This window comes from Enterobacter dykesii (genome assembly GCF_008364625.2).
In the GTDB taxonomy this organism is placed as follows: domain Bacteria; phylum Pseudomonadota; class Gammaproteobacteria; order Enterobacterales; family Enterobacteriaceae; genus Enterobacter; species Enterobacter dykesii.
The window spans coordinates 3,879,485-3,903,359 of sequence record NZ_CP126604.1 but is presented as its reverse complement, the minus strand read 5'-3'; the positions used below and the strand labels follow the sequence as shown (position 1 = coordinate 3,903,359).

At 53.7% G+C, this 23,875-nt stretch carries 30 protein-coding genes and 1 pseudogene; 27 read left to right on the top strand and 4 right to left on the bottom strand.

Annotated elements, in window-relative coordinates; genetic code table 11:
* Nucleotides 1-38: 38 nt before the first annotated feature.
* Nucleotides 39-803 (top strand): siderophore-interacting protein, encoded by a 765-nt coding sequence (locus F0320_RS18595; protein ID WP_126329236.1) that lies wholly within the window; start codon nucleotides 39-41, stop codon nucleotides 801-803.
* Here F0320_RS18595 and F0320_RS18590 read toward each other — a convergent pair whose 3' ends face one another.
* Nucleotides 804-1,973: a DNA repair protein gene (locus tag F0320_RS18590; protein WP_126329237.1), complete on the bottom strand. Its 1,170-nt coding sequence runs from the start codon at nucleotides 1,971-1,973 to the stop codon at nucleotides 804-806. It lies immediately after the preceding gene.
* Nucleotides 1,974-2,774: 801 nt separating this feature from the next.
* The gene (locus tag F0320_RS18585) at nucleotides 2,775-3,485 is read right to left on the bottom strand and encodes a hypothetical protein (RefSeq protein ID WP_126329238.1); all 711 of its coding nucleotides are present in this window, start codon (nucleotides 3,483-3,485) and stop codon (nucleotides 2,775-2,777) included.
* Nucleotides 3,486-3,556: 71 nt separating this feature from the next.
* On the opposite strand from F0320_RS18585, the gene F0320_RS18580 reads away from it, so the two are divergent.
* Nucleotides 3,557-3,811: a hypothetical protein gene (locus F0320_RS18580; RefSeq protein ID WP_047652775.1), complete on the top strand. Its 255-nt coding sequence runs from the start codon at nucleotides 3,557-3,559 to the stop codon at nucleotides 3,809-3,811.
* A gap of 491 nt (nucleotides 3,812-4,302) precedes the next feature.
* Nucleotides 4,303-5,280, top strand: coding sequence for a hypothetical protein (locus tag F0320_RS18575; RefSeq protein WP_126329239.1), 978 nt, complete (start codon nucleotides 4,303-4,305; stop codon nucleotides 5,278-5,280).
* A 93-nt stretch (nucleotides 5,281-5,373) separates the two neighbouring features.
* Here F0320_RS18575 and F0320_RS18570 read toward each other — a convergent pair.
* Nucleotides 5,374-6,358, bottom strand: a pseudogene (locus F0320_RS18570) (phage integrase).
* A gap of 2 nt (nucleotides 6,359-6,360) precedes the next feature.
* Nucleotides 6,361-6,969, bottom strand: a complete 609-nt coding sequence (locus F0320_RS18565; RefSeq protein ID WP_407043995.1) for a phage repressor protein CI — start codon at nucleotides 6,967-6,969, stop codon at nucleotides 6,361-6,363.
* A 194-nt stretch (nucleotides 6,970-7,163) separates the two neighbouring features.
* Here F0320_RS18565 and F0320_RS18560 point away from each other — a divergent pair, with 194 nt between their 5' ends.
* The 24 genes from F0320_RS18560 (at nucleotide 7,164) to F0320_RS18445 (ending at nucleotide 23,832) form a co-directional block, all read left to right on the top strand.
* Nucleotides 7,164-7,502, top strand: coding sequence for a DUF5347 domain-containing protein (locus F0320_RS18560; RefSeq protein ID WP_126329240.1), 339 nt, complete (start codon nucleotides 7,164-7,166; stop codon nucleotides 7,500-7,502).
* A 68-nt stretch (nucleotides 7,503-7,570) separates the two neighbouring features.
* Complete coding sequence (locus tag F0320_RS18555; protein WP_149323901.1) at nucleotides 7,571-7,798, top strand: DUF2732 family protein; 228 nt, start codon at nucleotides 7,571-7,573, stop codon at nucleotides 7,796-7,798.
* The gene (locus F0320_RS18550; protein WP_126329241.1) at nucleotides 7,798-8,019 is read left to right on the top strand and encodes a TraR/DksA family transcriptional regulator; all 222 of its coding nucleotides are present in this window, start codon (nucleotides 7,798-7,800) and stop codon (nucleotides 8,017-8,019) included. The genes F0320_RS18555 and F0320_RS18550 overlap by 1 nt, the downstream gene beginning before the upstream one ends.
* A gap of 1 nt (nucleotide 8,020) precedes the next feature.
* Nucleotides 8,021-10,210 (top strand): replication endonuclease, encoded by a 2,190-nt coding sequence (locus tag F0320_RS18545; RefSeq protein ID WP_126329242.1) that lies wholly within the window; start codon nucleotides 8,021-8,023, stop codon nucleotides 10,208-10,210.
* Between the two features lie 109 nt (nucleotides 10,211-10,319).
* Nucleotides 10,320-10,760: a DinI-like family protein gene (locus F0320_RS18540; protein ID WP_126329243.1), complete on the top strand. Its 441-nt coding sequence runs from the start codon at nucleotides 10,320-10,322 to the stop codon at nucleotides 10,758-10,760.
* A 179-nt stretch (nucleotides 10,761-10,939) separates the two neighbouring features.
* Nucleotides 10,940-11,143 (top strand): tail protein X, encoded by a 204-nt coding sequence (locus F0320_RS18535; RefSeq protein ID WP_126329425.1) that lies wholly within the window; start codon nucleotides 10,940-10,942, stop codon nucleotides 11,141-11,143.
* Complete coding sequence (locus tag F0320_RS18530) at nucleotides 11,134-11,355, top strand: HP1 family phage holin (protein WP_023309247.1); 222 nt, start codon at nucleotides 11,134-11,136, stop codon at nucleotides 11,353-11,355. The genes F0320_RS18535 and F0320_RS18530 overlap by 10 nt, the downstream gene beginning before the upstream one ends.
* On the top strand, nucleotides 11,339-11,848 hold the full coding sequence (locus tag F0320_RS18525; protein ID WP_126329244.1) for a lysozyme: 510 nt from the start codon (nucleotides 11,339-11,341) through the stop codon (nucleotides 11,846-11,848). The genes F0320_RS18530 and F0320_RS18525 overlap by 17 nt, the downstream gene beginning before the upstream one ends.
* Entirely contained in the window at nucleotides 11,845-12,270 is a 426-nt protein-coding gene (gene lysB / locus F0320_RS18520; protein WP_047652783.1) for an Rz-like lysis system protein LysB, read from the top strand. Before F0320_RS18525 ends, lysB begins: the two co-directional genes overlap by 4 nt.
* Nucleotides 12,158-12,403 carry an Rz1-like lysis system protein LysC gene (gene lysC / locus F0320_RS18515; protein ID WP_229226321.1) on the top strand — a complete coding sequence of 82 codons (246 nt, stop codon included), beginning with the start codon at nucleotides 12,158-12,160 and terminating at the stop codon, nucleotides 12,401-12,403. Before lysB ends, lysC begins: the two co-directional genes overlap by 113 nt.
* Complete coding sequence (locus F0320_RS18510) at nucleotides 12,366-12,833, top strand: phage tail protein (RefSeq protein WP_126329245.1); 468 nt, start codon at nucleotides 12,366-12,368, stop codon at nucleotides 12,831-12,833. Before lysC ends, F0320_RS18510 begins: the two co-directional genes overlap by 38 nt.
* A 105-nt stretch (nucleotides 12,834-12,938) precedes the next feature.
* Nucleotides 12,939-13,580, top strand: coding sequence for a phage baseplate assembly protein V (locus F0320_RS18505; protein WP_032645069.1), 642 nt, complete (start codon nucleotides 12,939-12,941; stop codon nucleotides 13,578-13,580).
* On the top strand, nucleotides 13,577-13,927 hold the full coding sequence (locus F0320_RS18500; RefSeq protein WP_126329246.1) for a GPW/gp25 family protein: 351 nt from the start codon (nucleotides 13,577-13,579) through the stop codon (nucleotides 13,925-13,927). Before F0320_RS18505 ends, F0320_RS18500 begins: the two co-directional genes overlap by 4 nt.
* 5 nt (nucleotides 13,928-13,932) lie before the next feature.
* Nucleotides 13,933-14,841 (top strand): baseplate assembly protein, encoded by a 909-nt coding sequence (locus tag F0320_RS18495; RefSeq protein WP_126329247.1) that lies wholly within the window; start codon nucleotides 13,933-13,935, stop codon nucleotides 14,839-14,841.
* The gene (locus tag F0320_RS18490) at nucleotides 14,834-15,364 is read left to right on the top strand and encodes a phage tail protein I (protein ID WP_126329248.1); all 531 of its coding nucleotides are present in this window, start codon (nucleotides 14,834-14,836) and stop codon (nucleotides 15,362-15,364) included. The genes F0320_RS18495 and F0320_RS18490 overlap by 8 nt, the downstream gene beginning before the upstream one ends.
* An 11-nt stretch (nucleotides 15,365-15,375) precedes the next feature.
* Nucleotides 15,376-16,935, top strand: coding sequence for a phage tail protein (locus tag F0320_RS18485; RefSeq protein ID WP_233443235.1), 1,560 nt, complete (start codon nucleotides 15,376-15,378; stop codon nucleotides 16,933-16,935).
* Nucleotides 16,935-17,573, top strand: a complete 639-nt coding sequence (locus tag F0320_RS18480) for a tail fiber assembly protein (RefSeq protein ID WP_233443236.1) — start codon at nucleotides 16,935-16,937, stop codon at nucleotides 17,571-17,573. Before F0320_RS18485 ends, F0320_RS18480 begins: the two co-directional genes overlap by 1 nt.
* A gap of 125 nt (nucleotides 17,574-17,698) precedes the next feature.
* Nucleotides 17,699-18,886 carry a phage tail sheath protein gene (locus tag F0320_RS18475; protein ID WP_126329249.1) on the top strand — a complete coding sequence of 396 codons (1,188 nt, stop codon included), beginning with the start codon at nucleotides 17,699-17,701 and terminating at the stop codon, nucleotides 18,884-18,886.
* Between the two features lie 11 nt (nucleotides 18,887-18,897).
* Nucleotides 18,898-19,416, top strand: a complete 519-nt coding sequence (locus F0320_RS18470; RefSeq protein WP_023309235.1) for a phage major tail tube protein — start codon at nucleotides 18,898-18,900, stop codon at nucleotides 19,414-19,416.
* A gap of 56 nt (nucleotides 19,417-19,472) precedes the next feature.
* Nucleotides 19,473-19,781, top strand: a complete 309-nt coding sequence (locus tag F0320_RS18465) for a phage tail assembly protein (RefSeq protein ID WP_047652792.1) — start codon at nucleotides 19,473-19,475, stop codon at nucleotides 19,779-19,781.
* Between the two features lie 32 nt (nucleotides 19,782-19,813).
* Nucleotides 19,814-19,933: a GpE family phage tail protein gene (locus tag F0320_RS18460; protein ID WP_023616176.1), complete on the top strand. Its 120-nt coding sequence runs from the start codon at nucleotides 19,814-19,816 to the stop codon at nucleotides 19,931-19,933.
* Nucleotides 19,926-22,205: a phage tail tape measure protein gene (locus F0320_RS18455; RefSeq protein WP_126329250.1), complete on the top strand. Its 2,280-nt coding sequence runs from the start codon at nucleotides 19,926-19,928 to the stop codon at nucleotides 22,203-22,205. The genes F0320_RS18460 and F0320_RS18455 overlap by 8 nt, the downstream gene beginning before the upstream one ends.
* An 11-nt stretch (nucleotides 22,206-22,216) precedes the next feature.
* On the top strand, nucleotides 22,217-22,681 hold the full coding sequence (locus tag F0320_RS18450) for a phage tail protein (RefSeq protein WP_023309232.1): 465 nt from the start codon (nucleotides 22,217-22,219) through the stop codon (nucleotides 22,679-22,681).
* A complete protein-coding gene (locus F0320_RS18445; protein WP_126329251.1) occupies nucleotides 22,678-23,832 on the top strand; it encodes a phage late control D family protein in 1,155 nt (384 codons plus the stop codon). The genes F0320_RS18450 and F0320_RS18445 overlap by 4 nt, the downstream gene beginning before the upstream one ends.
* Nucleotides 23,833-23,875: the final 43 nt, after the last annotated feature.

Here is a 23,875-nt window from a genome sequence, read left to right as displayed (position 1 = left end):
ATTTAGATATATCGTATTCATCAGAGAAGGGGCTATAAATGGCATCTACCCGTTACCCACAGCGTGTTCGTAATGACCTGCGCTTTCGCGAGCTGACGGTGCTCCGCGTCGAGCGCGCCAGCGCGGGTTTCCAGCGCATTGTTTTAGGCGGCGAGGCGCTGGAGGGCTTTAGCTCTCGCGGTTTCGACGACCATACCAAAGTCTTTTTCCCGGCCCCGGGTGTGGTGTTTGTACCGCCGGTGGTCACCGATGAAGGCATCGACTGGGGCGACGGCGTACGTCCTCAGGCGCGCGACTATACGCCTCTGTACGATGAGGAAAATCATGAGCTGGTACTCGATTTCTTCATTCATGACGGCGGCGTTGCCAGCTGCTGGGCGGTCGAGGCGAAAGCGGGGGACAGCCTGACCATCGGCGGCCCGCGCGGTTCGCTGGTGGTGCCGGAGGATTACGCCTGGCAGCTGTACGTGTGCGACGAGTCCGGCATGCCTGCGCTGCGTCGACGCTTAGAGAGCATTGCTAAACTGCCGGTTCGCCCGGAAATTCATGCGGTTGTGACGGTCGGAGACGATTCTTATAAGGCGTATCTGGCGCACCTGAGTGAATTCAACATCACCTGGGTGGTGGGCCACAGCGAGCAGGCAGTAGCGGACCATCTGACGGCGCTGACCGTCCCAGGGGAAGATTACTTCATCTGGCTGACCGGGGAAGGGAAGGTGGTGAAGACGCTGAGCCGTCAGTTTGAAACCGACGCGATTGACCCACAGCTGGTGCGTGCCAGCGCATACTGGCACGCCAAATAATCAGGCGGCGGAATCCAGCTGCGCTTCGCTCACCTGATGTTCGAGCGAGGCGCGGACCTCGTGCAGCGCTTTCTCCTGCTGAGCGAAGTACGCTTCCATATTGTTGAGCGACGAGACCAGAAGCCAGGACTCCTCTTTCTCCAGCTCTGCCAGCTCGTTCACTAAAATGTCTATCTGCTCGCGAACCTGCGCCATTTTTTTGCGGATACGTTCCAGATCGTTCAGCCTGTCGCTTGCCATCAATGGCTCAAAGCCCTGCTGCAGGCGGGCCACCAGTGAGCGAATGGTTTTAACGTCGCCACGCTGCTTCGCCTGGTTGAGCTGGACCATCATCGCGTTGGCTTCCTCTTTCAGATCGTCTGCAACCAGGTCCGGGTGGCAGAGCTTGCTCGCCTGCCGCCAGAGACGCTTCAGCTCGTTCCGATCCTCTTCCGAAAGATCCTTACCCTTGCGCAGCCGCACTTCGGCATCGTGATGCTGCTCGCGATATTTCTCGTACTCTTCATTAGCGTCGTCGCGCGCCTGACGCGCAGGCTCCTCTTCGCGCGTTAAGCCGCTCTCCAGCTCCAGCGCTTCGGCCAGCAGGTTGGCGATGAGATTGCTTTGCTGCTCCAGATGTTTACGCGCCTCGGCTGCCTGCACGGAGTCGGCCGGGAGATCGCGCCAGCGCTGGGTGAGCGTCGTCAGCACCTCTACCGCCTGCGCCATATAGCGCTGGCAGCGACGGTAATCTTCCTCGCGACGACGCGCTTCCGCCTGCTGACGACGCAGGTTGAGCTCGGCCAGCGTTTTACGCAGGGCGAGGATCTGCTGCATCAGCGGTCCGAGGCGAGAAAAATAGAGATCGTTGAACTCATCAAGCTGTTGCACCCGGGCGTTGCGCCGGTCAATCAGATCGCGCAGACGCTCTTCCAGCGCCTTCAGCTCCAGCTTGCTGGCGGCCACCTGCGGATCGCGCCACTGGGTCACGGCGCGCTGACCCTGCAGCCAGGCGGTAATGGCCGCCATCGCAGAGGTGTAGTTCTTCTCCTCAAGCGCCACGACGATTGCCTGTAGCTCATCGTCAAACGCTTCATTTTTCAGGCGTGTCAGCTGGCTCTGGATGATGTCGTCATCTTCCAGTTCAATGGCATTTTTAATGATTTCTAGCCGTTTGATCGGTGTGCTCATGATGCCTTTCGCTTTGGCGCTTAAGTATTTGAGTTAAGGTTAGTTGTTGTAAAAGCTACAGGAAATAATACACACGGATGATGATCGGCGCGATGGGGGATTTCTTTAGAATTTACAGAGTGTGAAGATGGGCGCTTAACAGAAGAATAAGAGAGTTGCTTTTTGAAGTTAAATATAATTCATTGAAATATAAGGAAATAATCTCTGAAGCAAGGCGGATCCCTACGCTAAATACGCAAGTAAAGGCATTACGATTCGGTAAAATATCTGTAGATTAGGCAGTGGGCCAGAGAGATGGATACCAGAGGGATTCTAGTTCCTTTCCGGGGGGGCGGGCAGTGTGGGGGTAAGAGAAGGAATACTCAGGCAGCAGGCAGGACAATCCTGGCCGTGAATACGGCTCGCGTAAAATTATCTGACTTCGCGTTAGATGCAGGCGTAGCTACACGCCGGTTGAGCATCTGTATATAGATTGAAGGCACATATCGTTTCTAACGAATTTTTGCTGGACATGCGTACGTGTTTTAACATGGTGAGATTGTCGCAGCTTTAAGATAGGGCCAACACCTGGAGAGTACGGGGTTGGCTTTTTTTGCGCGCGTCAGGGCTGTTGATTTCCCTGCTCCCATCAGAACCAACGATTATGTTTTACATAAAAATAGGTAACAATGATGATCCATGCAAAAGTAAGAAAACCAAAATAGTCAGGCAGGAAACGCGCGAATATATAAGCACCAGCAACGATGAGTGCTATAGGGATGTAATAAATATAAGACTGCAGAAACCATAATATTGCTCGTTTCATCTTTTTAATAACTCATATAAAGCATCGCCGATTATTTCCTCATTGTTCCCACCTGATTCAACTTGATAAATTATTTTTGTCATTTGTGGTTCAATAAGAAAGTAAAGCATCTCAAGATTCTGTTGGTACAAGGCCTGATAATATGCTGAATCCTGAAATTTGAGCTTATTAGCCGCTAATGCAGCCACCTGTGCTTTCGAATAGATTATGGCACCGTTAACGTACATTGATGATAATGAATTGACCATTCTGATATGCGACTGATGAAAATCACCACTACTGATTATGAGCTTTGCAATAGTTAAGGACAGCGCTAGTTTGCTGGATTTTTCGGCGTACTCATAAGCCTTATCGCCTAATTCCTTTTTAAGAAAGACAGCGAGATTGCTACTCTTTTGCTCTCCAAGTCGTTTAAGAGTTTTCCGAAAGTAAATCTCAACCATATCAAGAGCAACATCGTTTCGATTATAGATTTCAGCAAGTGCTAATGTTAGACGGCGGTCCTCATTTATTAGCTCGCGACAGGTATTGCGATAGTAATCGTCTGGTATCAAGCACGAGCCATAGTTGATTAAACGCTGTGTACCAAGCTTCAGATTTTCGATAGTGCTCATATTGGTGGCTTGTATTTCTCGCAATGCTTTGGTAAGCGCCAGAGCTAAATTCCTTTCTGATTGCAGCTTCATTTTTGCATAGCCGTCTGCCATTGTAATTTCCCTTGTTGTAACATGACCCTGTCAATAATTGATCATCATTGTCATAGGGGGCAAGGAAGATAATGAAAAAAAGCGGTAGAGTGACAATTTATGTTCTGGTAGTAATTATTTTCTTTCTAACTATTCCAGAGATCGTCGTTCGTGTACTCACTCCGGAGCAGTTTGCACGATTGAGTGATTTCACAAGCTTTGGTGGCTTGTTCAGTCATCTCCTTTCTTTACTAGTTTTCCTTGGCTTAGCTTCAATTCTCCTGGGCGTACTCGCCATTTTGGCAACGAAAAAAATTTACCGGCATTTCACTCGATACAAAAGCTAATCATAAAACTGACCCACAAGGTGGTCGTCGAGGCGAAGTTAAGCCAGCTCTGCTCTGCGTCATACAGTTGGGGTCTGGATTGGGAACGGGTTCAGTTAAGAAGTAGGGGGACGATAAAGGGCCGCTGTCAGTAACATAGAAAAAAGCCACTCGTCGGAGTGGCTTAATTATATGATTACAAAGCTAAAATTTGGTGGCCCCTGCTGGACTTGAACCAGCGACCAAGCGATTATGAGTTCCTACCGGGACAACTAAAAATCAATGGATTGCGTTATTTATCATTGACATAGATTGTCACTGCTTGCCGAATATTACCCATTGTTCGCCATTTTTATCGCCATTCTTCAAACCAAAATTCAACGTTATTCAGCCATTTCGGATATCATTTTTTTTTGACTATGTGATCAAAAGTAAAGCTTTTCCCTGTGAACTTGTGTTAATAAAGATATGAAGATCTGAATTTTAAATTATATTCGATAAGGAATTTATTGATGGAAAAGAGCAGGCTTAAATTAACGCTGGATAATTCTCCAGAAAGTCAAGCGTTTTTAAAATTCTACAAAGAATGGAACGATATAATACCTACCGTATACTTTTTGGATATCTGTTGTATTAGTAACATTAAAAACAAAGAAAAATATATTAATGAAAGTGAGCGTTTCAAGAATAAGTATGATTTTTTGAAACTGTTGGAAGAAATTGACTTACCTCATAATGCTATTTCATGTTTGCCTGCGATGATGGAAAAGGTTAGTGATCGTTTTAATGATAAATCTCGGGATGAGTTAAAAGAGGAAGTTGGACGAGACCTTAAGGCTTTAAATGGATTCTTCAAAAAAGCTAGGGTAATTGAAAAAGTAGAGTTTACAGAGTCGTATGTTGAGGAAATGAAAAATGAGCATCCTGAAGCAACAGGGGAAAACTATCATAATTTCCTTTTTTATGTGAATTCGTTAGGTCTTGCTAATACTCTTCCGCCTGCAAAAAGATTGGCTGCATCCAAGCAAGTCATTGAAAAATCCAGTGAATTAGGTATTGATAAATTTAGTGCAGTAGTGGTTACTACTCTTGCATGTATCTATGGCTGTATTCCAGCAAAAAAGGTTATGAAATTTAAAGATGACCAGGATAAATTCAATTCAAGTAATGCATTAGCTGATATACAAACCGTTAGTCGTATAGGTAAGTTGTCCAAGGAAATTGAATCCAAGGCCCGATTAGGTCAGGCAAGATATTTAAGGACAACATTTATGACTGATGATGATAATCTAAAAAAGCTTTATGATTACTTTTTTGTGAATGATGTCATTAAGGAGGATACAGAAACTGGTGTTAATCATAGAATAAAAGTTACTATCGAAGGGGGTCTTTTATTTCCTGACCTATTTGATTATAAGGATGAAGAAGATGAAGTTAAAAAACAAAATGAATATACTGAGCTTCTCAAGCTTATGGGCGTGCCTGTCTAATATTAATTAATTATTCCTATTGTATGTTTCCCTAATTTTGGGGTGTGGCTGTTTAAAGTGACACCCTATTTAAAACTCACAAATTCGTTGAGTTTACTTTTGTATGAAGCTCAGTGGGTTAAGTTTAACCGCATCTTCCAAATGATCGGGGGCAAAATGTGCATATCGCATTGTCATTTTTATGTCTGTGTGGCCTAACACTCGTTGTAAAACTAAAATATTACCACCATTCATCATAAAGTGGCTGGCGAAGGTGTGGCGCAAAACGTGGGTAAGTTGTCCTGCCGGTAGTTCGATGCCTGTTCTTTCCGGAGCTGACCGGAACGCCCCATAACAATCACTAAATAACCGGCCTTTTTTATCATCAGGCAGAGACTCATAGAGCTCTTTGCTGATTGGGACAGTGTGGTTTTTTCTGCCTTTCGTGTTGGTGTATGTGATTTTGTATTTCGCGAGCTGGCTTTTTCTCAGATTCTCGGCCTCAGACCATCGTGCGCCAGTGGCGAGACAGATTCTTACCACGGTTTCTAAATCATGGTGGTCATGTCGTTTACACTCTCCGAGCAGTTGCGATATTTGGTCGTGAGTTAGCCATTCCATTTCCATTTCTTTTGTGCGGAATGGGCGCATGTATTTCAGTGGGTTTTCACCCTTCCATTCTCTAGGGCGTTTTAGCTCATTGAACACCGCCCGGAAGTAGGCCAACTCAAAATTAAGCGTGCAATGCGACACTTCTTTAACCCTGTTTGAACGCGCATACTCACCTTTTAAGCGTTTTTCACGGTAGCGGGAAAAGATCTGCGCATCGAAATCGCGTGCAAGAGGTTCGCCCATACACTCAAACGCATGGTGCATAGCTAACTGGCGTTTTAAGCCGTCTAGCGCTATACCATGAGTCAACCTGTTCTTTTAACGCGCGCCTGTCTTCCTTTTCCTCCTGCCACGGGTTTTGAACGGTGTACTGTTCAAACGCAAGCGCCTCGCCTTTGGTGGCGAATTTCTTTCTGATACGATTGCCTTTTGCACCGTCTGGTAAGTGCTCGCAAATCCAACCGCCGGTAGGATTCTCACGACCCACCCTCAATTAACCTCGCTGTAAATCCCCACCACACGCCCCACCGTTTTTATCTCGTCGATACCGCATTCAAACGGAACCTTGCCGCCCGCCACGTGGAGTTTTTTACCCGGCAGCAGCGTGAGGTCGCGGATGCTGGCAGTACCTTCAATCTCAACCAGCCACAGGCCGTCGGTTAACGATGCTTCTTTTTCAACAAAGTGCAGCTTCCCCTCCGCCCGAACGGCGATGCCGCGAGCCAGCGGTTTGCTAAAGAAACCAGAGTCAATACTCAAAGTGGTATTTTCTTCCAGCCTTCCATCACTCAGTGTGAATGTGGAAACCGAAACCGGATCGCCCGGCGCGGGGTGACCTTCAAACTGCGCACCTTGTCCGGTCATCAGCCAGCGAAGACTGGCGCCGGTGTCCAGCGCGCACTGAACCGCAAAGTCATAAGAGACGGTGCCGCGCGCGTAGCGGTTCTGAAGCGAGCTGGCGGCGATATTAAAGTGCCGGGCCAGCTGGATTTTCTGCGTGAAACCATATACCTGACAGATTCTATCGAGTAACTCTTCATTATTCACTTGAGAATCTAAAATCAAAATATATTCCTTTGGGTGTTTACTAATACTCATTTGGGTATTAGTATCATTATAAATTCGGGCAATCAGCGGCAGACGTTGGCAAACAGAGGCTAGTGATTGCAGACATTATCAAAATGGGAATCATGCAGCATGGCATCTGAAATCGCAATCATCAAACGGCGGAAAAAACCGTGCTCTGCCCGATTTCAGCGCACTAGCGTGCGTGAATTTACGCGAGGGGAGATATGGCGTTAGAAGCTGCCCGTGAAGGGGGTCCACTTAGCGTGGGAGCTCGCCTTAGCGGCCTTAACCACGTCGCTGAACTTCGCGCCCGATACGGGAGCGATAGCGGAAAAGAGCTGGCGCGGTTTATGGCTGACATGCGCGATAAGCGCGATCCCTGTTTTGAGGAGAACAGCAGGGCGCTGGCCGCCCTCTTTTTCCTGGCGAGATTGCCTGTCGCCCGTCATGAGTGCGAGCTCGGTGAGCTAACCACAGAGGAGAAAAGGGCGCTGATTAACGCCATGAATCATTTTCGTGCTGTCGTGAGTTTATTTCCTGAACGGCTGACCATGCCGATATAACCCAACCAGAAACCTAATGGCGTAAACCCGCCGGGCACTCTGTTGCCTGAATTTAAGGAGAACGCGTGATGCGAAACAGTGAAAACCGCTCTTATCCAACCGGAAGTGAAGAACTGAAGCGCCTGTTGGCAGAGGCAAAAACAGAGGAACGATGCGCGCGAGCCCTCGCGGTCTCCCTTCGTCTGGAGGCCCTGGCGAGCCATATCTACAAAACCGGCATGAGCGGAGAAGATGTTGCCGAACTGCTGTGCCATGAGGCGGCCCGCTACGAGCGCGAATCCCAGGAGCTGCACTGATGGCCGATTTTATCGATCTTGCGCAGGCGCGCGAGCAGGAAGACAGAGAGCGGTACATTAATCGCGCCCGCAGACGACCCGCATCGCCTTCGCGTTTCCTCTGCGAGGACTGCGATGCCCCGATACCGGAGGCGCGCCGCATAGCGGTGCCTGGCGTAGCCCTGTGCGTAACCTGCCAGGAGATCGCGGAGATGAAAAATAAACACGTCCGGGGAGGATAAGTTGGCTACGTCATTTGCTTATCCGTGGAATGCCCCACGGTTGGCCATTGCCAGCCCTTATCTCACCCATGCCCAACAGCAGCGCCGCGATCGCCTTTTCGCGGCACTGCAGCAGGCAAGAATTTCCCTCTCACAGCAGCCTGACTGCGTACGCTTCGAAATTTGGCGCACGGTTGACGCCCTCGAACAGCATCGGGGCAGCCCGCAGGCTAACGCCTTTTTGATCCGCTTCTGCAAAAGGATGTTACCTCGCCTGCGGCGGGTCTCTGATCGCTATGCCTGCACAGGCCTGCACGACGAGGTCTCCAGGATCGTGTTCGACGGCCATTTCGACACTCAGCTTCTGCAATACCTCGCCTCGCGGATGGTCGAACTGGTTGCCCGCTATAACCGCCTTCCGGATATGTCCCGCGCGGACATCGACCTGCTGGCCGCAGATATCGCCAGCTTTATTCGCGGCGAGCTGGCGAATATTAACGATGCTGAAATGGGCGAATACCAGACGCTGTACGTCTGGTATCAGCGCGCAGGGCTGATCGCCCGGCAGTTCAACGTGTCGCCTCCGCACTGGGAGCGGGTGTCGAAGACGTTTTTCAACAAAGAGGACGTTGCCGCGGCGGTGATCCGCATGTTTTCCGAGGCGTGGTGGCGCGGGCGCCTGCGTCGGGTCGCGGCTGCCTGGCGCGAGCATCTGCAGATTGCCCTCGGCAACGTCAGCAAACGGAGAGCGGCGTATGCGAGCAAACGCTGCGTGACAGAGTGGCGCGAGCAGAAGCGCCGCACACGCGAATTTCTCAAGGGCATGGAGCTGGAAGATGAAGAGGGCAACCGCATCAGCCTGATTGAAAAATACGACATCTCGGTGGCCAACCCGGCGATACGTCGCTGTGAACTGATGACCCGTATCCGCGGATTTGAAAATATCTGTGAGGCGCTGGGCTACGTGGGCGAGTTCTATACCTTAACCGCGCCCGCTCAGTATCACGCGACGCTGAAATCAGGCTTCCCCAACGCGAAGTGGAACGGGGCCAGCCCGGCGGATACGCAAATCTACTTTACCCGTCTCTGGGCGCGTATCCGCGCAAAGCTCCACCGGGACGGGCGCCGTATCTTTGGTATCCGCGTTGCGGAACCCCATCACGACGGTACGCCCCACTGGCACATGCTGATGTTTATGCTGCCTGAAGACGTCGAATGCGTTCGCCGGATTATCGGGGATTACGCCCGGCAGGAGGATGCCGTTGAGCTGCAGAGCGAAAGCGCCAGACAGGCGCGCTTTCACGCGGACGCGATCGATCCTCAGAAAGGCAGCGCTACCGGCTATATCGCCAAATACATCTCAAAGAATATCGACGGCTATGCGCTCGATGGCGAGACCGATAACGAAAGCGGCGGGCTTCTGAAGGAGACGGCGTCCGCCGTGTCGGCCTGGGCGGGACGTTGGCACATTCGCCAGTTTCAGTTCATCGGCGGCGCGCCGGTAACGGTCTACCGCGAGCTGCGACGTCTGGCGGATACCGATGCCGCGCGCGGTCTGAGCGTTGAGTTTGCCGCCGTCCATGAAGCTGCCGACGCCGGGGACTGGGCGGGTTACGTCACTGCGCAGGGCGGGCCGTTTGTGCGTCGCGATGATTTACAGGTGCGCACGCTTTATGAGTCGCGCGCCGGGTTTAACCAGTACGGCGAGGAAACGGTCCGCATCCGCGGCGTGTACGATTCCGCCGTTGGCGCGGGCAGCCCGATTGTAACCCGACTCACGCAGTGGAAAATTGTCCCCAGGCGGGCCGCGGATGTTAAGAACGTGCCTGTCTCCTCTCGGAGTTCTGTCAATAACTGTACGCTGACCGATCTTTCTCAATCTCTTAGCCGGCGTGCGAGGCGGGCGTTAACCGAACGCATCAAATTCATCCGCCCCGGCGCTACAGCGTCCGTCGTCTACGCGAGCGACCCGCAGAACGGGGTACCGGAGAAGGTGATCGATGAGATAGGACTCGCTACCGGGATAGCCATCAGCCGGGCAGAAGCCCTGCATCTGATGTCGGGAGGCATCAGCCGCTTTAACGATAAATGGTGCAGGGGCGCAGCTGACGGATCGCTATTTCCGGCACCGGGTTCTTACCAGCAAAAGGCGCGGAAAATCCTTGAACGTATTGGGTATTTAACGGATCGCTTCGCTCAGAGAGCCCGCTAATCTCCATCCATATCATGTACATACCGTGAAGGGGTCTGATTTTTCGCTTCACTCTTTTTATGAATACGTGCTACTGTATGTTTATACAGTATCTCGTGGTGGAGGTTGTGTGGACAGAGAGTTGAACGAGCAGGTCATGATTGAACGAGTCGAGCTGATTGCGCGACTGACGACGGAAGGAACGTGTCAGGAAAGAGATCGTGAGATTGCCCTGAATTTGATTGCTGAGATTGCGCGGGGAAATTTAATCAAGAACAACGCATTTACCGTTGTGTTCTCAGCATCGCCTGTTCCGGAACGAATCAAAAAAGAGGGCAACGTTCGGGTGAACATTACTCTCGATAAAGATCAGCAGATTGGCCATGCCGTCGTTGAGGCCTTTCAGTGCGAACTGACCCGCAGAATAGGCTCCCTGTTTCCGTCATCGCGGGTGAACGTGAAAATCGGATCGGTGACGGGGGTCGAGCTCCAGGGGCTTGAAAAAGAAGCCGATCGCGAGGCGCTGGACGCTATCCTCCGGGAAGTCTGGGAAGACGAGAGCTGGCGCTAGCCCAGCGTTATTACCCGAACGCCACACCCTCATTCAGATTTTGCGCTTTCGTTGACCCACGCTTCGCTGCGCGCGGACGATCTGTTGTGCCCGCGATTGTCCATCTCTCAGCGATAGCGAAAAGCCTGCTGGCCCGGGAAACTCTACAGTACCTGGAAACCGGATGTTGGGAGCGTCTGATGAAAATCTATGCAATGCAGGGGGACACGCTTGATGCCGTTTGCGCCCGCTTTTATGGGCGCACGGCTGGCGTCGTTGAAGCCGTTCTGAAGGCCAATCCTGGCCTCGCGGATTTAGGCGTTATCTTGCCTCACGGCACGCCGGTAGAGATGCCGGAGGTAAATAGCGCCCCCACAAAAGAATCCATAAACCTATGGGACTGAGCCTGGAGAAAATCACCACGGTTATCGCCTACTGGCTGGCCGTGGCGCTGGCCTGGTTCGGGGCGATGTCTCCTGAAAAAGTCGCGCTGTACGTGGGGAGTCTGTGCGCCATTTTTACCGCATTAACGAATTACTGGTTTAAGCGAAAAACCTGGCGCTATCTCCAGTCTCTTGGCCTCGATAAGAAGAGCATTCGTGAACTCAATCATTAAGCGTTGCAGCGTCGCCGGCGTGCTGGCCCTGGCGGTGCTGATGCCTGACTTTCGATTACTGAAAACGTCCCCGGAAGGATTGGCGTTGATTGCCGATCTCGAAGGATGTCGCCTCTCGCCCTACCGGTGTAGCGCTGGCGTATGGACGTCCGGCATTGGCCACACGGCAAACGTTGTGCCGACGCGGGACATTACCGAGCGTGAGGCTGCGGTAAATCTGGTCGCTGATGTGCTCAACGTTGAGCGGCGTCTGGCGGCGTGTGCGCCGGTGGAGATGCCGCCCCGGGTCTATGACGCGCTGGTGAGTTTTACCTTTAATGTCGGCGCAGGCGCTGCCTGCCGTTCGACGCTGGTGTCCTTTATCAAACGTAAACAGTGGCTGCAGGCATGCGGGCAGCTTACCCGCTGGGTGTACGTTAACGGCGTCAAAAATGCCGGCCTGGAAAACCGTCGCGTCCGCGAGAAGGCCTGGTGCATGAAGGGGCTGCCATGAGAACGCTCATGCTGGCGCTGGCCGGGCTGCTGGCCATCGCGCTGTGGCTTCGTCATGACAACCTGAACCTGTCCCGTTCCTTAGCTACGGCCAATCGGGTCGCCAGCGAGCAAAAAACGGCCCTCGCCACGCTTAACCAGCAGCTGTCCCTGTCGCAGCGGATGGCCAGAGCAAATGAAAACGCCCAGGTCAGGCTCCGTGAGGAGCTTGTTACTGCGGGCGAGGAGAGAGCAAGACGGGAAGCGACTATCGGGAGATTACTCAATGAAAATGAAGCGTTACGCCGCTGGTATACCGCTCAGCTGCCTGATGCTGTCCGCAGGTTGCACACCCGCACCGCCTGCGCCTCCGCAGCCCATTGTTTACAACGCCTGCCCGAAGGTGAGCCGCTGCCCGATGCCGGGAAGCGAACCCGCCACTAACGGCGATCTCAGCGCGGATATTCGCAGGCTGGAATACGCCCTTATCGCCTGCGCGCTGCAGGTTGAAACCATCAAAGACTGTCAGGATAAACTCGATGCACAAACTCAAGAGCCTGCGTCAGGCATTAATTGACGCGATCCCCCAACTCAATGCCAACCCGGAGCGCCTGCAGATGTCGGTCGGAGGCGGTAATATTGACGCCCGGCTGGCCTCCTCGCTCTCCTTTGAAAAGCGGTATGCGCTGAGCGCGAAGGTCAGCGGCTTCACCGGCGACAGCGAGGGATTTTTCGTCCCGGTACTGTCCTGGCTTCGGGAAAACCAGCCGGATATTTTTACCCTCGATGAAGGACGCAAAAACGGTTACACCTTCGCGATCGTCTTAAACGATGACGATACGATGGATATCACCATCAGCGTGCAGTTAACCGAGCGTATTCTTGTTTCCCAGGAGCAGGGCGCTCTCCACGCGACGTATTCCCCCGAGCCGCCGCTGCCGGAGCCCGTCACGCGGCCGAAGGCGCTGTACGTCAACGGCGAGCTCGTCAGCCAGTGGGAGGACTAATTTCCCCGCGCTAAAGGCCGCCTGGCGTCTGGACCGCTTGTTGTATCATCCCGCAGAAAACCCCGTCTCGTTGCTGCCGTTCCTCCTGAACGGCATTCTCTTCTCATGAATACATTAACTTCCATGAACGGCATCGCTCGCGCGATCCGCAATCTTATTCGTATCGGTGTTGTGACCGATGTTGACCTCAACAGAGGGCTTTGTCGTGTCCAGACCGGCGGGATGAAAACCACCTGGCTGAACTGGCTCACCTGTCGCGCGGGACGTTCGCGCGTGTGGTGGGCCCCTTCCGAGGGAGAGCAGGTGCTGCTGCTGGCCATCGGCGGCGAGCTTGATACCGCCTTTGTGCTGCCCGGCATTTTCTCTGACGACCATCCTGCGCCGTCCGGGTCACCTGATGCATTCCACGTCTCGTTTCCGGATGGCGCGGTGATCGAGTACGAACCCGGGCGCGGGGCGCTGACGGTTGCAGGCATTAAAACGGCCGACATTACCGCCTCTGAATCGCTGACCGCCACCGTGCCGGAGGTGAGGGTGACGTCAACGTCCCGCATCACGCTGGATACGCCTGAAGTGGTGTGTACCAACAGGTTAATTACTGCCTCTCTTGAAGTGCAGAAGGGCGGCGTGATGGCCGGAAATATTGAGCATTCCGGCGGTAAATTCACCTCAAACGGGGTGCAGGTGGATAACCACGCGCACGGCAGTGTGCAAAGCGGTGGAAGCTGGACTAAGGGGACACAATGACGGTGCTTTACAGGGGGATGAACAGGCAGACCGGGCTTAGCATTTCAGAGGCGGAACACATCCGGCAAAGCGTGCGCGACATTCTGGTTACGCCGATTGGCTCGCGGGTCATGCGCCGGGATTACGGCTCGCTGCTGGCGGCGATGATCGACAGGCCGCAGAGCCCGGCGCTGCGTCTGCAAATCATGGCCGCCTGTTATTCCGCCATCCAGAAATGGGAGCCGCGAATAAGCCTGACGGCCATCACTTTCGAGCGTTCGGAAAACGACGGGACGTTGTATGTCGATATCACCGGCACACGCCCGACATCCGGACAATCCTTTTCTATCACCATTTCACTGAGTTAAACGCTATGGCTATTGTTGATCTGAGCCAGCTCGCCGCGCCTGATGTCGTGGAGGAGGTGGATTATGAAACGCTGTTGGCAGAACGAAAGGCCACCTTTGTCTCCCTCTATCCGGAAGAGGAGCGAGAAGCGATTGCACGGACGCTGACGCTGGAATCCGAGCCGATTGTGAAGCTGCTGCAGGAGAATGCCTACCGGGAAGTTATCTGGCGCCAGCGGGTTAATGAGGCTGCGCGTGCGGTCATGCTGGCCTATGCCGCAGGCAGCGATCTGGACCAGATTGGGGCAAACGCTAATCTTGAGCGTCTGGTGATTACGCCTGCCGACGACACCACGTTTCCGCCCACGCCAGCGATCATGGAGTCCGATACCGACTTTCGTCTGCGTATCCAGCAGGCGCCGGAAGGGCTGAGCGTGGCCGGTTCAACAGGGGCGTATCAGTTCCATGGTCGCAGTGCAGATGGCCGGGTGGCGGACATTTCTGTGATCAGCCCACAGCCGGCGAACGTCACGGTCTCCGTGCTCTCCCGGGAGAATAACGGCGTAGCGTCTGAGGAACTGCTCGCTGTTGTTCGCAATGCGCTGAACGATGAGGACGTCAGGCCCGTCGCCGACCGCGTGACCGTCCAGTCGGCCAACATTGTCGACTACAACATTGAAGCATCGCTTTTCCTTTTTCCCGGTCCCGAAAGTGAACCGGTACTCAATGCGGCAAGAGCCCGATTACAGACCTACATCACGGCTCAGCATCGGCTGGGACGCGATATCCGCAAGTCCGCCATTTACGCTGCCCTTCACGTTGAAGGGGTGCAGAGGGTGGAGCTGACAGCACCCGCGGCAGACATCGTACTTGATGAAACGCAGGCCTCATGGTGCAGCCACTACAGCGTAACCGTGGGGGGAAACGATGAGTAATACGCGTCTTCTACCGGTTGGCTCGTCACCGCTTGAAGTGGCGGCGGCGCGCGCCTGTGCGGACATCGAAAATACGCCGGTTCCGCTGCGCCATCTCTGGAACGCGGACACCTGCCCGGCAAATTTGCTGCCCTGGCTGGCGTGGGCGTTTTCGGTTGACCGCTGGGATGAAAACTGGCCAGAAGCCACCAAACGGGAGGTGATCCGCGCCGCGTGGTTTATTCATGCCCACAAGGGAACGATTGGCGCCGTGCGCCGCGTGGTGGAGCCGCTTGGCTATCTGATTAACGTCACCGAGTGGTGGCAAACCAACGATCCGCCCGGCACCTTCCGCCTTGATATCGGCGTGTTGGACACGGGCATCACCGAGGAAATGTATTACGAAATGGAGAGGCTTATCGCCGATGCGAAGCCTGCCAGCCGCCACCTTATTGGCCTGAATATCATCCAGGACATTCCGGGTTATCTCTATACCGGTGCCCTGAGCTATGACGGCGACATCATCACGGTTTACCCCGGATAAGTGAGAGCAGAATGACAGTGAAATATAAAACGGTTATCACCAAAGCCGGTGCCGAAAAACTGGCTGCCGCGACCGTCCCGAACAAGAAGAAAGTGAATTTTACCGCGATGGCCGTGGGTGACGGTGGGGGGGCATTACCGGTGCCCGATGCCAGTCAGACGACACTCGTCAATGAGGTTTGGCGTCATGAGCTAAACAAAATCAGCCAGGACAGCAAGAATCAAAATTATGTGATCGCGGAGTTGCTCATTCCACCAGAAACCGGCGGTTTCTGGATGCGAGAAATGGGGCTTTACGATGATGCCGGCACGCTGATTGCCGTCGGTAACATGGCGGAAAGCTATAAGCCGTTGTTAGATGAGGGATCTGGGCGCGCGCAGACTGTGAGAATGGTGATCATGGTCAGTGATATTGCCTCTATCGAGCTCTCTATTGATACGTCTACGGTAATGGCGACCGAGGAGTACGTAGATGAGAAGTTCGAAGATCATGAACAATCTCGCCGCCATCCTGATGCCACGCTAACGGCTAAAGGGTTTACCCAGCTTAGTAGTGCGACTGACAGTTCCTCAGAAGTGCTGGCTGCGACGCCGAAAGCGGTAAAGGCAGCTAATGATAATGCTAATAGTCGTGTGCCATCAGGAAGAAAGGTTAACGGACATACTCTGACGGAAGATATCAGTATTACCGCCCAGGATATTTTTAATGTTCAGGCTGTGGAAATCGGTAATGCTGCTGATCTGAATGCCTACACCACACCGGGACTGTATTATCAGCCCTCAAACGCTCAGGCGCAAACCGGGAAAAACTATCCTGAGGCTGTTGCCGGGGCGCTTGAGATTTATAAACACGCAGGTATTACACAGGTTTACCGGATATATGTTGGATCTCGTTCATATATCCGTACGCTATACAGCGGTACGTGGTCACCATGGATAAAACAATATGACGCCGCAAATAAACCCACCCCTGACGAAGTTGGCGCGGTATCAGCGAATGGCGGAGATTATAACGGTACATTCAGATTTGGCAGGGTAGGAACGGTGCCAACTGAAAGAAACTCTTCAGTGCTTATTAGCGCGCAGCCAGGAGGACCCGGTGGGATTGTCTCTGGCGCTATATTCGAATGGTACGATAATTCGATGGCTATCGGCCTGACGAGAGGTGGAAGTACCGATGCCACCGGATTTGCTATATGGCTCAACAATCGTCTTCTGGCAACAGTGGCTCCAGATGGAGCGATTGCGAGTAGTGGAAATATCTATTCAGGGCAAGGTGTATTTGAATCAGGCGGCAAAGTACGTGTCTATTCATCAAACAACCCACCGCCAAAGCAGGATTTGAGCCCTTATGCAACTACAGCATGGACTATTGCAAATTTCCTGCAAGGAGGGCTCAGGCTTGCATCGGCGGGAGTCGCTACAAACGGAAATAATGATAATGAATTTGCATATGCACCTAACGGGACGGTAGTCACTGCTGTGCAGCAAAAAACGAATTACACAGCGGTACAATATCGCTCCCTTCAATATAACATCGGTGGAAACTGGTACACAGCGTGGGTGGCTTAATGACAATGCAATCAGGTGTATTCGAAAAATATAACCCGTTAGACAAATGGGGAGAGTATACTGCTGACAAAGTGGCTAAACTTTCACAGGAGGAACTTGAGCTATATTATATTGCGAAATCTCCTGGGGTAAATATTGTTTTTTTGAAAGATGAGTATGGCAATGATTGGTATCGATGGTTAAAGACGCTTTCAAAAGATACGCTTAAGATATCTTTTAATCCACAATCAAAAAAGATCATTCACTTTTCTTACGATGCTAGCGCTATTTTTCCTATTAATCAGATTGTCGTGGAAGTCGAGGCAGACAATGTGCCTGATGAATTCACAAATGCTGGAAATAATGCGCTAGGTGGCGCGTTTATTTTTGATGGCGGGAAGATAATCCTTGCTCCGGTGGATTATCGGGCAGAAGCACAACGAAAAAAACTGGAACTGTTAACTCAGGCAAATAATGCGATTACCATGCTTCAGGATGCGATTGAGCTAGATATGGCGACCGAGGAAGACGCTGTGAAGCTGCAGACGTGGAAAAAATTCCGTGTGTTATTGAGCCGTGTTGACGTGAGTAAACCGGACTGGCCTCCATTACCTGATACAGAGATAGGAGTCAGCAAGATCGTACCATTGCCTGACTAAACCCAAACCCTCCATTCCGGAGGGTTTTTCGTTTGTTGTGTAATCCTTTCCCCAACCCCAATACGTCGCATCCATCGCGCGCTCCACAGACAATAGTCTCACCAATAAACGAAGGAGTTAACCGGATGGGCGACTATCACCACGGCGTGGAAGTTATCGAAATCAACGATGGCACCCGCACCATTTCCACCGTCTCGACGGCAATCATCGGCATGGTCTGTACGGCCAGCGATGCTGACGACAAGACATTTCCTTTAAACGAGCCCGTGCTCATTACCAACGTGCAAAACGCGATTGCGAAAGCCGGCAAGGCGGGGACGCTGTCCGCTTCTCTGCAGGCGATCGCCGACCAGTGCAAACCGGTTGTCGTGGTTGTTCGCGTGGCCGAAGGCACCGCTGAAACCCCGGCAGAGGCGCGCAAGCAGACCGTTTCCAACATCATCGGTACCACCGATGAAAACGGTAAATACACCGGCCTGAAGGCGCTTTTGACCGCGAAAACGGTAACCGGCGTTAAGCCGCGTATTCTCGGCGTGCCGGGGCTGGACTCTCAGGAAGTGGCGACCGCACTGGCCGCTATGTGCCAGAGCCTGCGCGCGTTCGGCTATGTCAGCGCGTGGGGATGTAAAACCATTTCTGAGGCGATCAACTACCGCAAAAACTTCAGCCAGCGCGAGCTGATGGTTATCCATCCTGATTTTCTGGCTTGGGATACCACCACGAACGCAACGACAACGGCCTGGGCTACCGCCCGTGCGCTTGGCCTGCGCGCCAAAATCGACCAGACAATCGGCTGGCATAAAACCCTGTCAAACGTTGGCGTCAACGGCGTTACGGGCGTAAGCGCCTCTGTCTCCTGGGATCTGCAGGAACAGGCTACCGACGCGAACCTGCTTAACCAGGCTGGCGTTACCACGTTGATTCGCAACGACGGCTTCAAATTCTGGGGTAACCGTACCTGCTCAGACGACCCGTTATTCGTCTTTGAAAACTACACCCGTACCGCACAGGTGCTGGCCGATACCATGGCGGAAGCGCACGCGTGGGCGATGGATAAACCCATCACCCCAACGCTTATTCGCGACATCGTTTCCGGTATTAACGCCAAGTTCCGCGAGCTGAAAACCAACGGCTATATCGTCGACGGCTCCTGCTGGTATGACCCTGAGTCGAACGATGCAACCACCCTGAAAGCGGGGAAACTGTATATCGATTACGACTACACCCCCGTCCCGCCGCTGGAAAATCTGACCCTGCGCCAGCGAATCACCGACACCTATCTGGCAGACCTGTCAGATTCGGTTAACAGCTAAGGAGCTGAAGCATGGCGTTACCACGCAAACTTAAGTACCTGAATATGTTCAACGATGGCCTGAGCTATATGGGCGTTGTTGAGTCTGTCACCTTACCGAAGCTTACCCGCAAGCTGGAGAAGTATCGCGGCGGCGGTATGCCGGGCTCGGTCTCTGTCGACCTCGGCCTGGACGATGATGCCCTGGCGCTGGAGTGGACCGTTGGCGGTCTGCCGGACGCCGCGCTGTGGGCACAGTATGCCTCTCCGGGCGCGGACAGCGTGCCGCTGCGCTTTACCGGCTCTTATCAGCGCGATGACACCGGCGAAATCTCCGCCGTCGAAATCGTCATGCGCGGCCGTCATAAAGAGTTTGATGGCGGTGAAAACAAGCAGGGCGAGAGCGGCACTACCAAGATGTCCACCGAGTGCGCTTACTACCAGCTGACCATTGATGGCAAAGAGATCATCGAAATCGACATCATCAACATGGTGCTCAAAGTCGATGGCGTCGATCGCCTGGCAGAACACCGTAAGGCCATCGGCCTGTAACCCTTTAACCGGCCGGGATTACCGGCCGGTGAGTTAACTTTCAGAAGAGTAACGAAATGGAAAATATCAACGATACCGCCATGAACGAAAGTGAAAACCCACATATCGTCACGCTTGATAGCCCCGTTCAGCGCGGCGAGCAAAAAATCGAAAAAGTGACCGTCGCAAAACCCAATGCGGGGACCCTGCGCGGCGTATCGCTGGCGTCGCTGGCGCAATCTGACGTTGATGCGCTGATTAAGGTGCTGCCGCGAATGACCTCGCCGGCGCTGACCGAGCATGAGGTTGCGCGCCTGGATGCCTGCGATCTGCTCTCTTTTGCAGGTAAGGTGATCGGTTTTTTGTCACCGGCTTCGGCTCGCTGAAATTTCCCGAAAATGTGTCGGTCGACGATCTGATGGCGGATATCGCGGTGATCTTTCACTGGCCGCCGTCAGAACTGTACTCCCTTAGCGTGACCGAACTCCTCTTATGGCGCGAAAAAGCGCTGCAGCGAAGCGGAAACCACCATGAGTAATAATGTCAGTCTTCAGGAGCTGCTTAAGGCAGTCGACCGGGCAACCCGACCGCTTAACGCTCTCCAGAACGCCAGCCTCACTCTCGCGAGCGATATCCGCGATGTGCAGACGGCGCTGGGGGCGCTCGATGAGCAGGCGGGGCGCATTAACGGCTTCAGAAAAGCAAATGCCCGGCTCGCCACGACGGAGCAGTCGCTTGCTCAGGCGAAACAGCAGGCCGCGGCGCTGGCGGTACAGTTTAAAAACACGCAAAACCCCACCCAGGCGCAGGCTGATGCGCTGACTGCAGCCCGAAAATCGGCAGTCGACCTGAAGCATGAGTACAACAGCTTACGCTACTCGGTACAGCGTCAGCGTACTGAACTCGCTCAGGCGGGAGTGAATACGCGCACGCTCTCGTCGGATGAACGTCGTTTAAAAAGTCACATCAGCGAAAAAACGCAGCAGCTTAACCGACAGCGGGATGCGCTGGCCCGCGTCAATCAGCAGCAGGAGCGGCTGAGTACCGTTCAGAATCGCTACGAGTCAGGCAAACGCGTTACCGCGCGGGTGCGTCAGCTTGCGAATGCGGGCGTGGGCATGGCAAAAGCGGGCTTTGACCAGACGTCCCGGTTTATCGCCCCTGGCATCAGCTTTGAAAAGCAGATGTCGGCCATTCAGGCAAACCTTGGCCTGGCGAAGGGGGACTCCCGGCTTGAGGCCATTCGCCAGCAGGCGCGGGAGGTCAGTGCCAGGACCGGAGTACCTGCAGATACGGTCCTCCGGGCACAAACCGAACTGGCTCGTTCAGGCTATGACGCCGATGGGCTGCTTGCGGCCACCGCGCCAACGGTCAACCTCAGCCTGGCGGGGAGTGTCGACGCGGCTAAAGCGGCCGATATGATCGCCAGCACGCAGGCCGCGTATAGCCTGGCCGATGCGGATGCGGGACGCATCGCAGATGTGCTTACGCGCGGTTTTACCTCTTCGAATACCAGCCTCGCTGAGATGGTGGCGGCCGTCACCTCCGCTGCGCCCGCTGCGGATGCCGCCGGTATGGGGCTTGAAGAGACAACCGCGCTGCTGGGCGTTCTGGCAGAAAAAGGAATGAAAGGCGCTGCCGCCGGGGACGCGCTCAGCGCGATGTTGCGCCATGTTCAGACTCCGGATGCCATAAAAGCCGCGGGGGCGCTGGCTTCCGCTGCGGGTGATGGATCGCTTGATGAAAAACGCCAGCAGTTGCAGGGGGCAAAGGGCAGTACCGCGCTCGCGGCTTCCGTGCAGACCGATAATCTTGACGGCGATATCAACCGATTCCAGGCCGCGTGGAACGGGTTGAAGATTGATGTATTTGATAAAGCGGATGGCGCTCTACGCAACCTGATAACAACCGCAACCGGCTGGCTTGGCACGGCCTCCCTTTGGGTGAATGCCAACCCTGAGCTGACGCAGACCCTCGCCAGCATCGTTGTCGGCGCGCAGGCGTTTGCTGGCGTGCTGGGTGGCGTAGGCACGGTTATCGGCCCGGTTCTGACGGGCGTCAATATGGTGATTACCGCGGCCGGGATGTTGGGAACGGTATTCAGCGTGGTGGGCGGCGCCATCATGACGGTGCTGGGCGCGCTTAGCTGGCCGGTGATTGCCCTTGGCGCGGCGATTGCTGCCGGCGCCTTACTGATTTTTAAATACTGGGAGCCCATCAGTGCCTTTTTTGGCGGGGTGATGGAAGGGCTTTCGACGGCTTTCGCACCGCTGGGTGCGCTGTTTTCACCGGTGATGGCGGTATTTGACGCTATCTCGGAGAAGCTGGGCGGTATCTGGCAATGGTTCACCGACTTGATTACGCCGATCAAGGCGACGCAGGAAACGCTGGATGGCTGTAAAAACGCTGGCGTGATTTTTGGTCAGGCGCTGGGCGATGCGTTAATGGCACCGCTTGATCTCTTTAACAGCCTGAGCGGCAAGGCCAGCTGGCTGCTGGAGAAACTCGGTCTTATCAAAAACGAGTCGGGCGATCTCGACGCCGCTGCGGCAAAAGCTGAAGCGGCATCTTCACCGGCGGGCAGCGCTTATATTCCGGGCGCGGGGATCTCTGGCGGCAGCCTGGAGTATCAGCCGACCATCGCTACTGGAGGACGCTCTTACGTCGATCAGAGTAAAAGCGAATATCACATCACGCTGCAGGGGAGCACGGCCTCCGGAACGGATCTGACGCGTCAAATCCGGGAGACGATAGATAACATTGAACAGGATAAAGCGAGACGGCAGCAATCCAGCTTTATGTATAGTTGAGGAGAGAGAAAATGTTAATGGTGCTGGGTCTGTTTGTCTTTGAACGACGTACCTTACCGTATCAGTCAATGATATTCACAAAAGACTACCGCTGGGCATCCAGCGCTCGCATCGGGAAACCCAAAGCCTGGCAGTACCTTGGCGAAGGTGAGACATCCTTTAGCCTCTCCGGCTTACTTTACCCGGAACTCACGGGAGGGCGGCTTTCACTCAAGGCGGTTGAGCTGATGGCAAATGAGGGCCGGGCATGGCCGTTGATAGACGGTACCGGCATCATTCACGGCATGTTTGTCATTGAGAAAGTCACCCACACGCATTCGGATTTTTACAGTGACGGTACCGCCCGAAAAATTGAGTTTACCCTGTCGCTAAAACGCGTGGACGAATCGCTGATGACGACGTTTGGCGACCTGCGAACGCAGGCCTCAGAGCTGGTGGAAAGCGCACGGAATAGCATTGGAGGGCTGGTGGGATGATCGCCGAAATGAATATCCGGGCGGGTGGAAAAATCGCCCCTGATTTTATGCTTAAGCTTGACGATCGTGATATCACGCAAAATTTCAGCCATCGTCTTATCAGCCTGACCATGACCGACAAACGGGGGCTGGAAGCCGATCAGCTGGATATTCTGCTGGATGATTCCGACGGGCTGCTGGACTTGCCTGCCCGGGGGGCAAGGCTCTCCTTATGGCTGGGATGGGAGGGAACTCCGCTCGAGGAGAAAGGGGACTTTACGATAGATGCGATTGAATTCCGGGGTGCGCCGGACACGCTGACCATCCGGGGATGCAGCGCAGATTTTCGTGGGAAGCTAAACGTGCGGCGCGAACAGTCTTGGCATGACACGACGATTGGCGCGATAGTCGATACCATTGCTCAGCGTAACCAGTTGACCGCCAGCGTCGCGGCGGGGCTTGCATCCATCGCCATCTCTCATATTGACCAGTCTCAGGAGACTGACGCGGCGTTTCTCTCGCGCCTTGCCGAACGTAATGGGGCATTTGTTTCAATCAAAGCCGGGCAGATTATCTTTATGAAAGCGGGGCAGGCCGTGACGGCCAGCGGCAATCCGCTTTCCTTAATGATGATTGAGCGTGGGGATGGCGATCGGCACCTTTTTTCCGTCGCTGACCGTGAAAATTATTCCGGCGTAACGGCCAAATGGCTGCAAACGCGTGACCCTAAACAACAAAATCCTCAATTGAGTATTTTTCGTCAGCCCGGAGGTCAGCCGACAGAAGCACTGCAGCACCCGAATGCCGCCGCACCGGTAGCGGAAGCAGGGGGCAAGGAGCAGAAACCGCAAGAGAGGCTGGTGGGATCGGCGGAAAACGTATTTGAGCTCACCACGGTTTATGCTTCTGAAGAGCAGGCGCTTAGGGCCGCAGAGGCGAAGTGGCGCACGCTTCAGCGGGGAACCGTGGGGTTTTCCATCCAGCTTGCGCTGGGACGCGCCGATCTGTTCCCTGAAACGCCCGTGCTGGTAAACGGTTTTAAACGCGTCATTGACGAGCAGGCGTGGATCATCAGCGAGGTGGTGCATACCCTCAACGATAGCGGGTTTACCACGCAGCTTAAGCTTGAGCTGAACGTCAGCGACGAAAAATTTACTGTTGATAGTGAGTAATGTAGTTGCTATTGGTTTTGTTTTGGGTATTATTGATTCACAA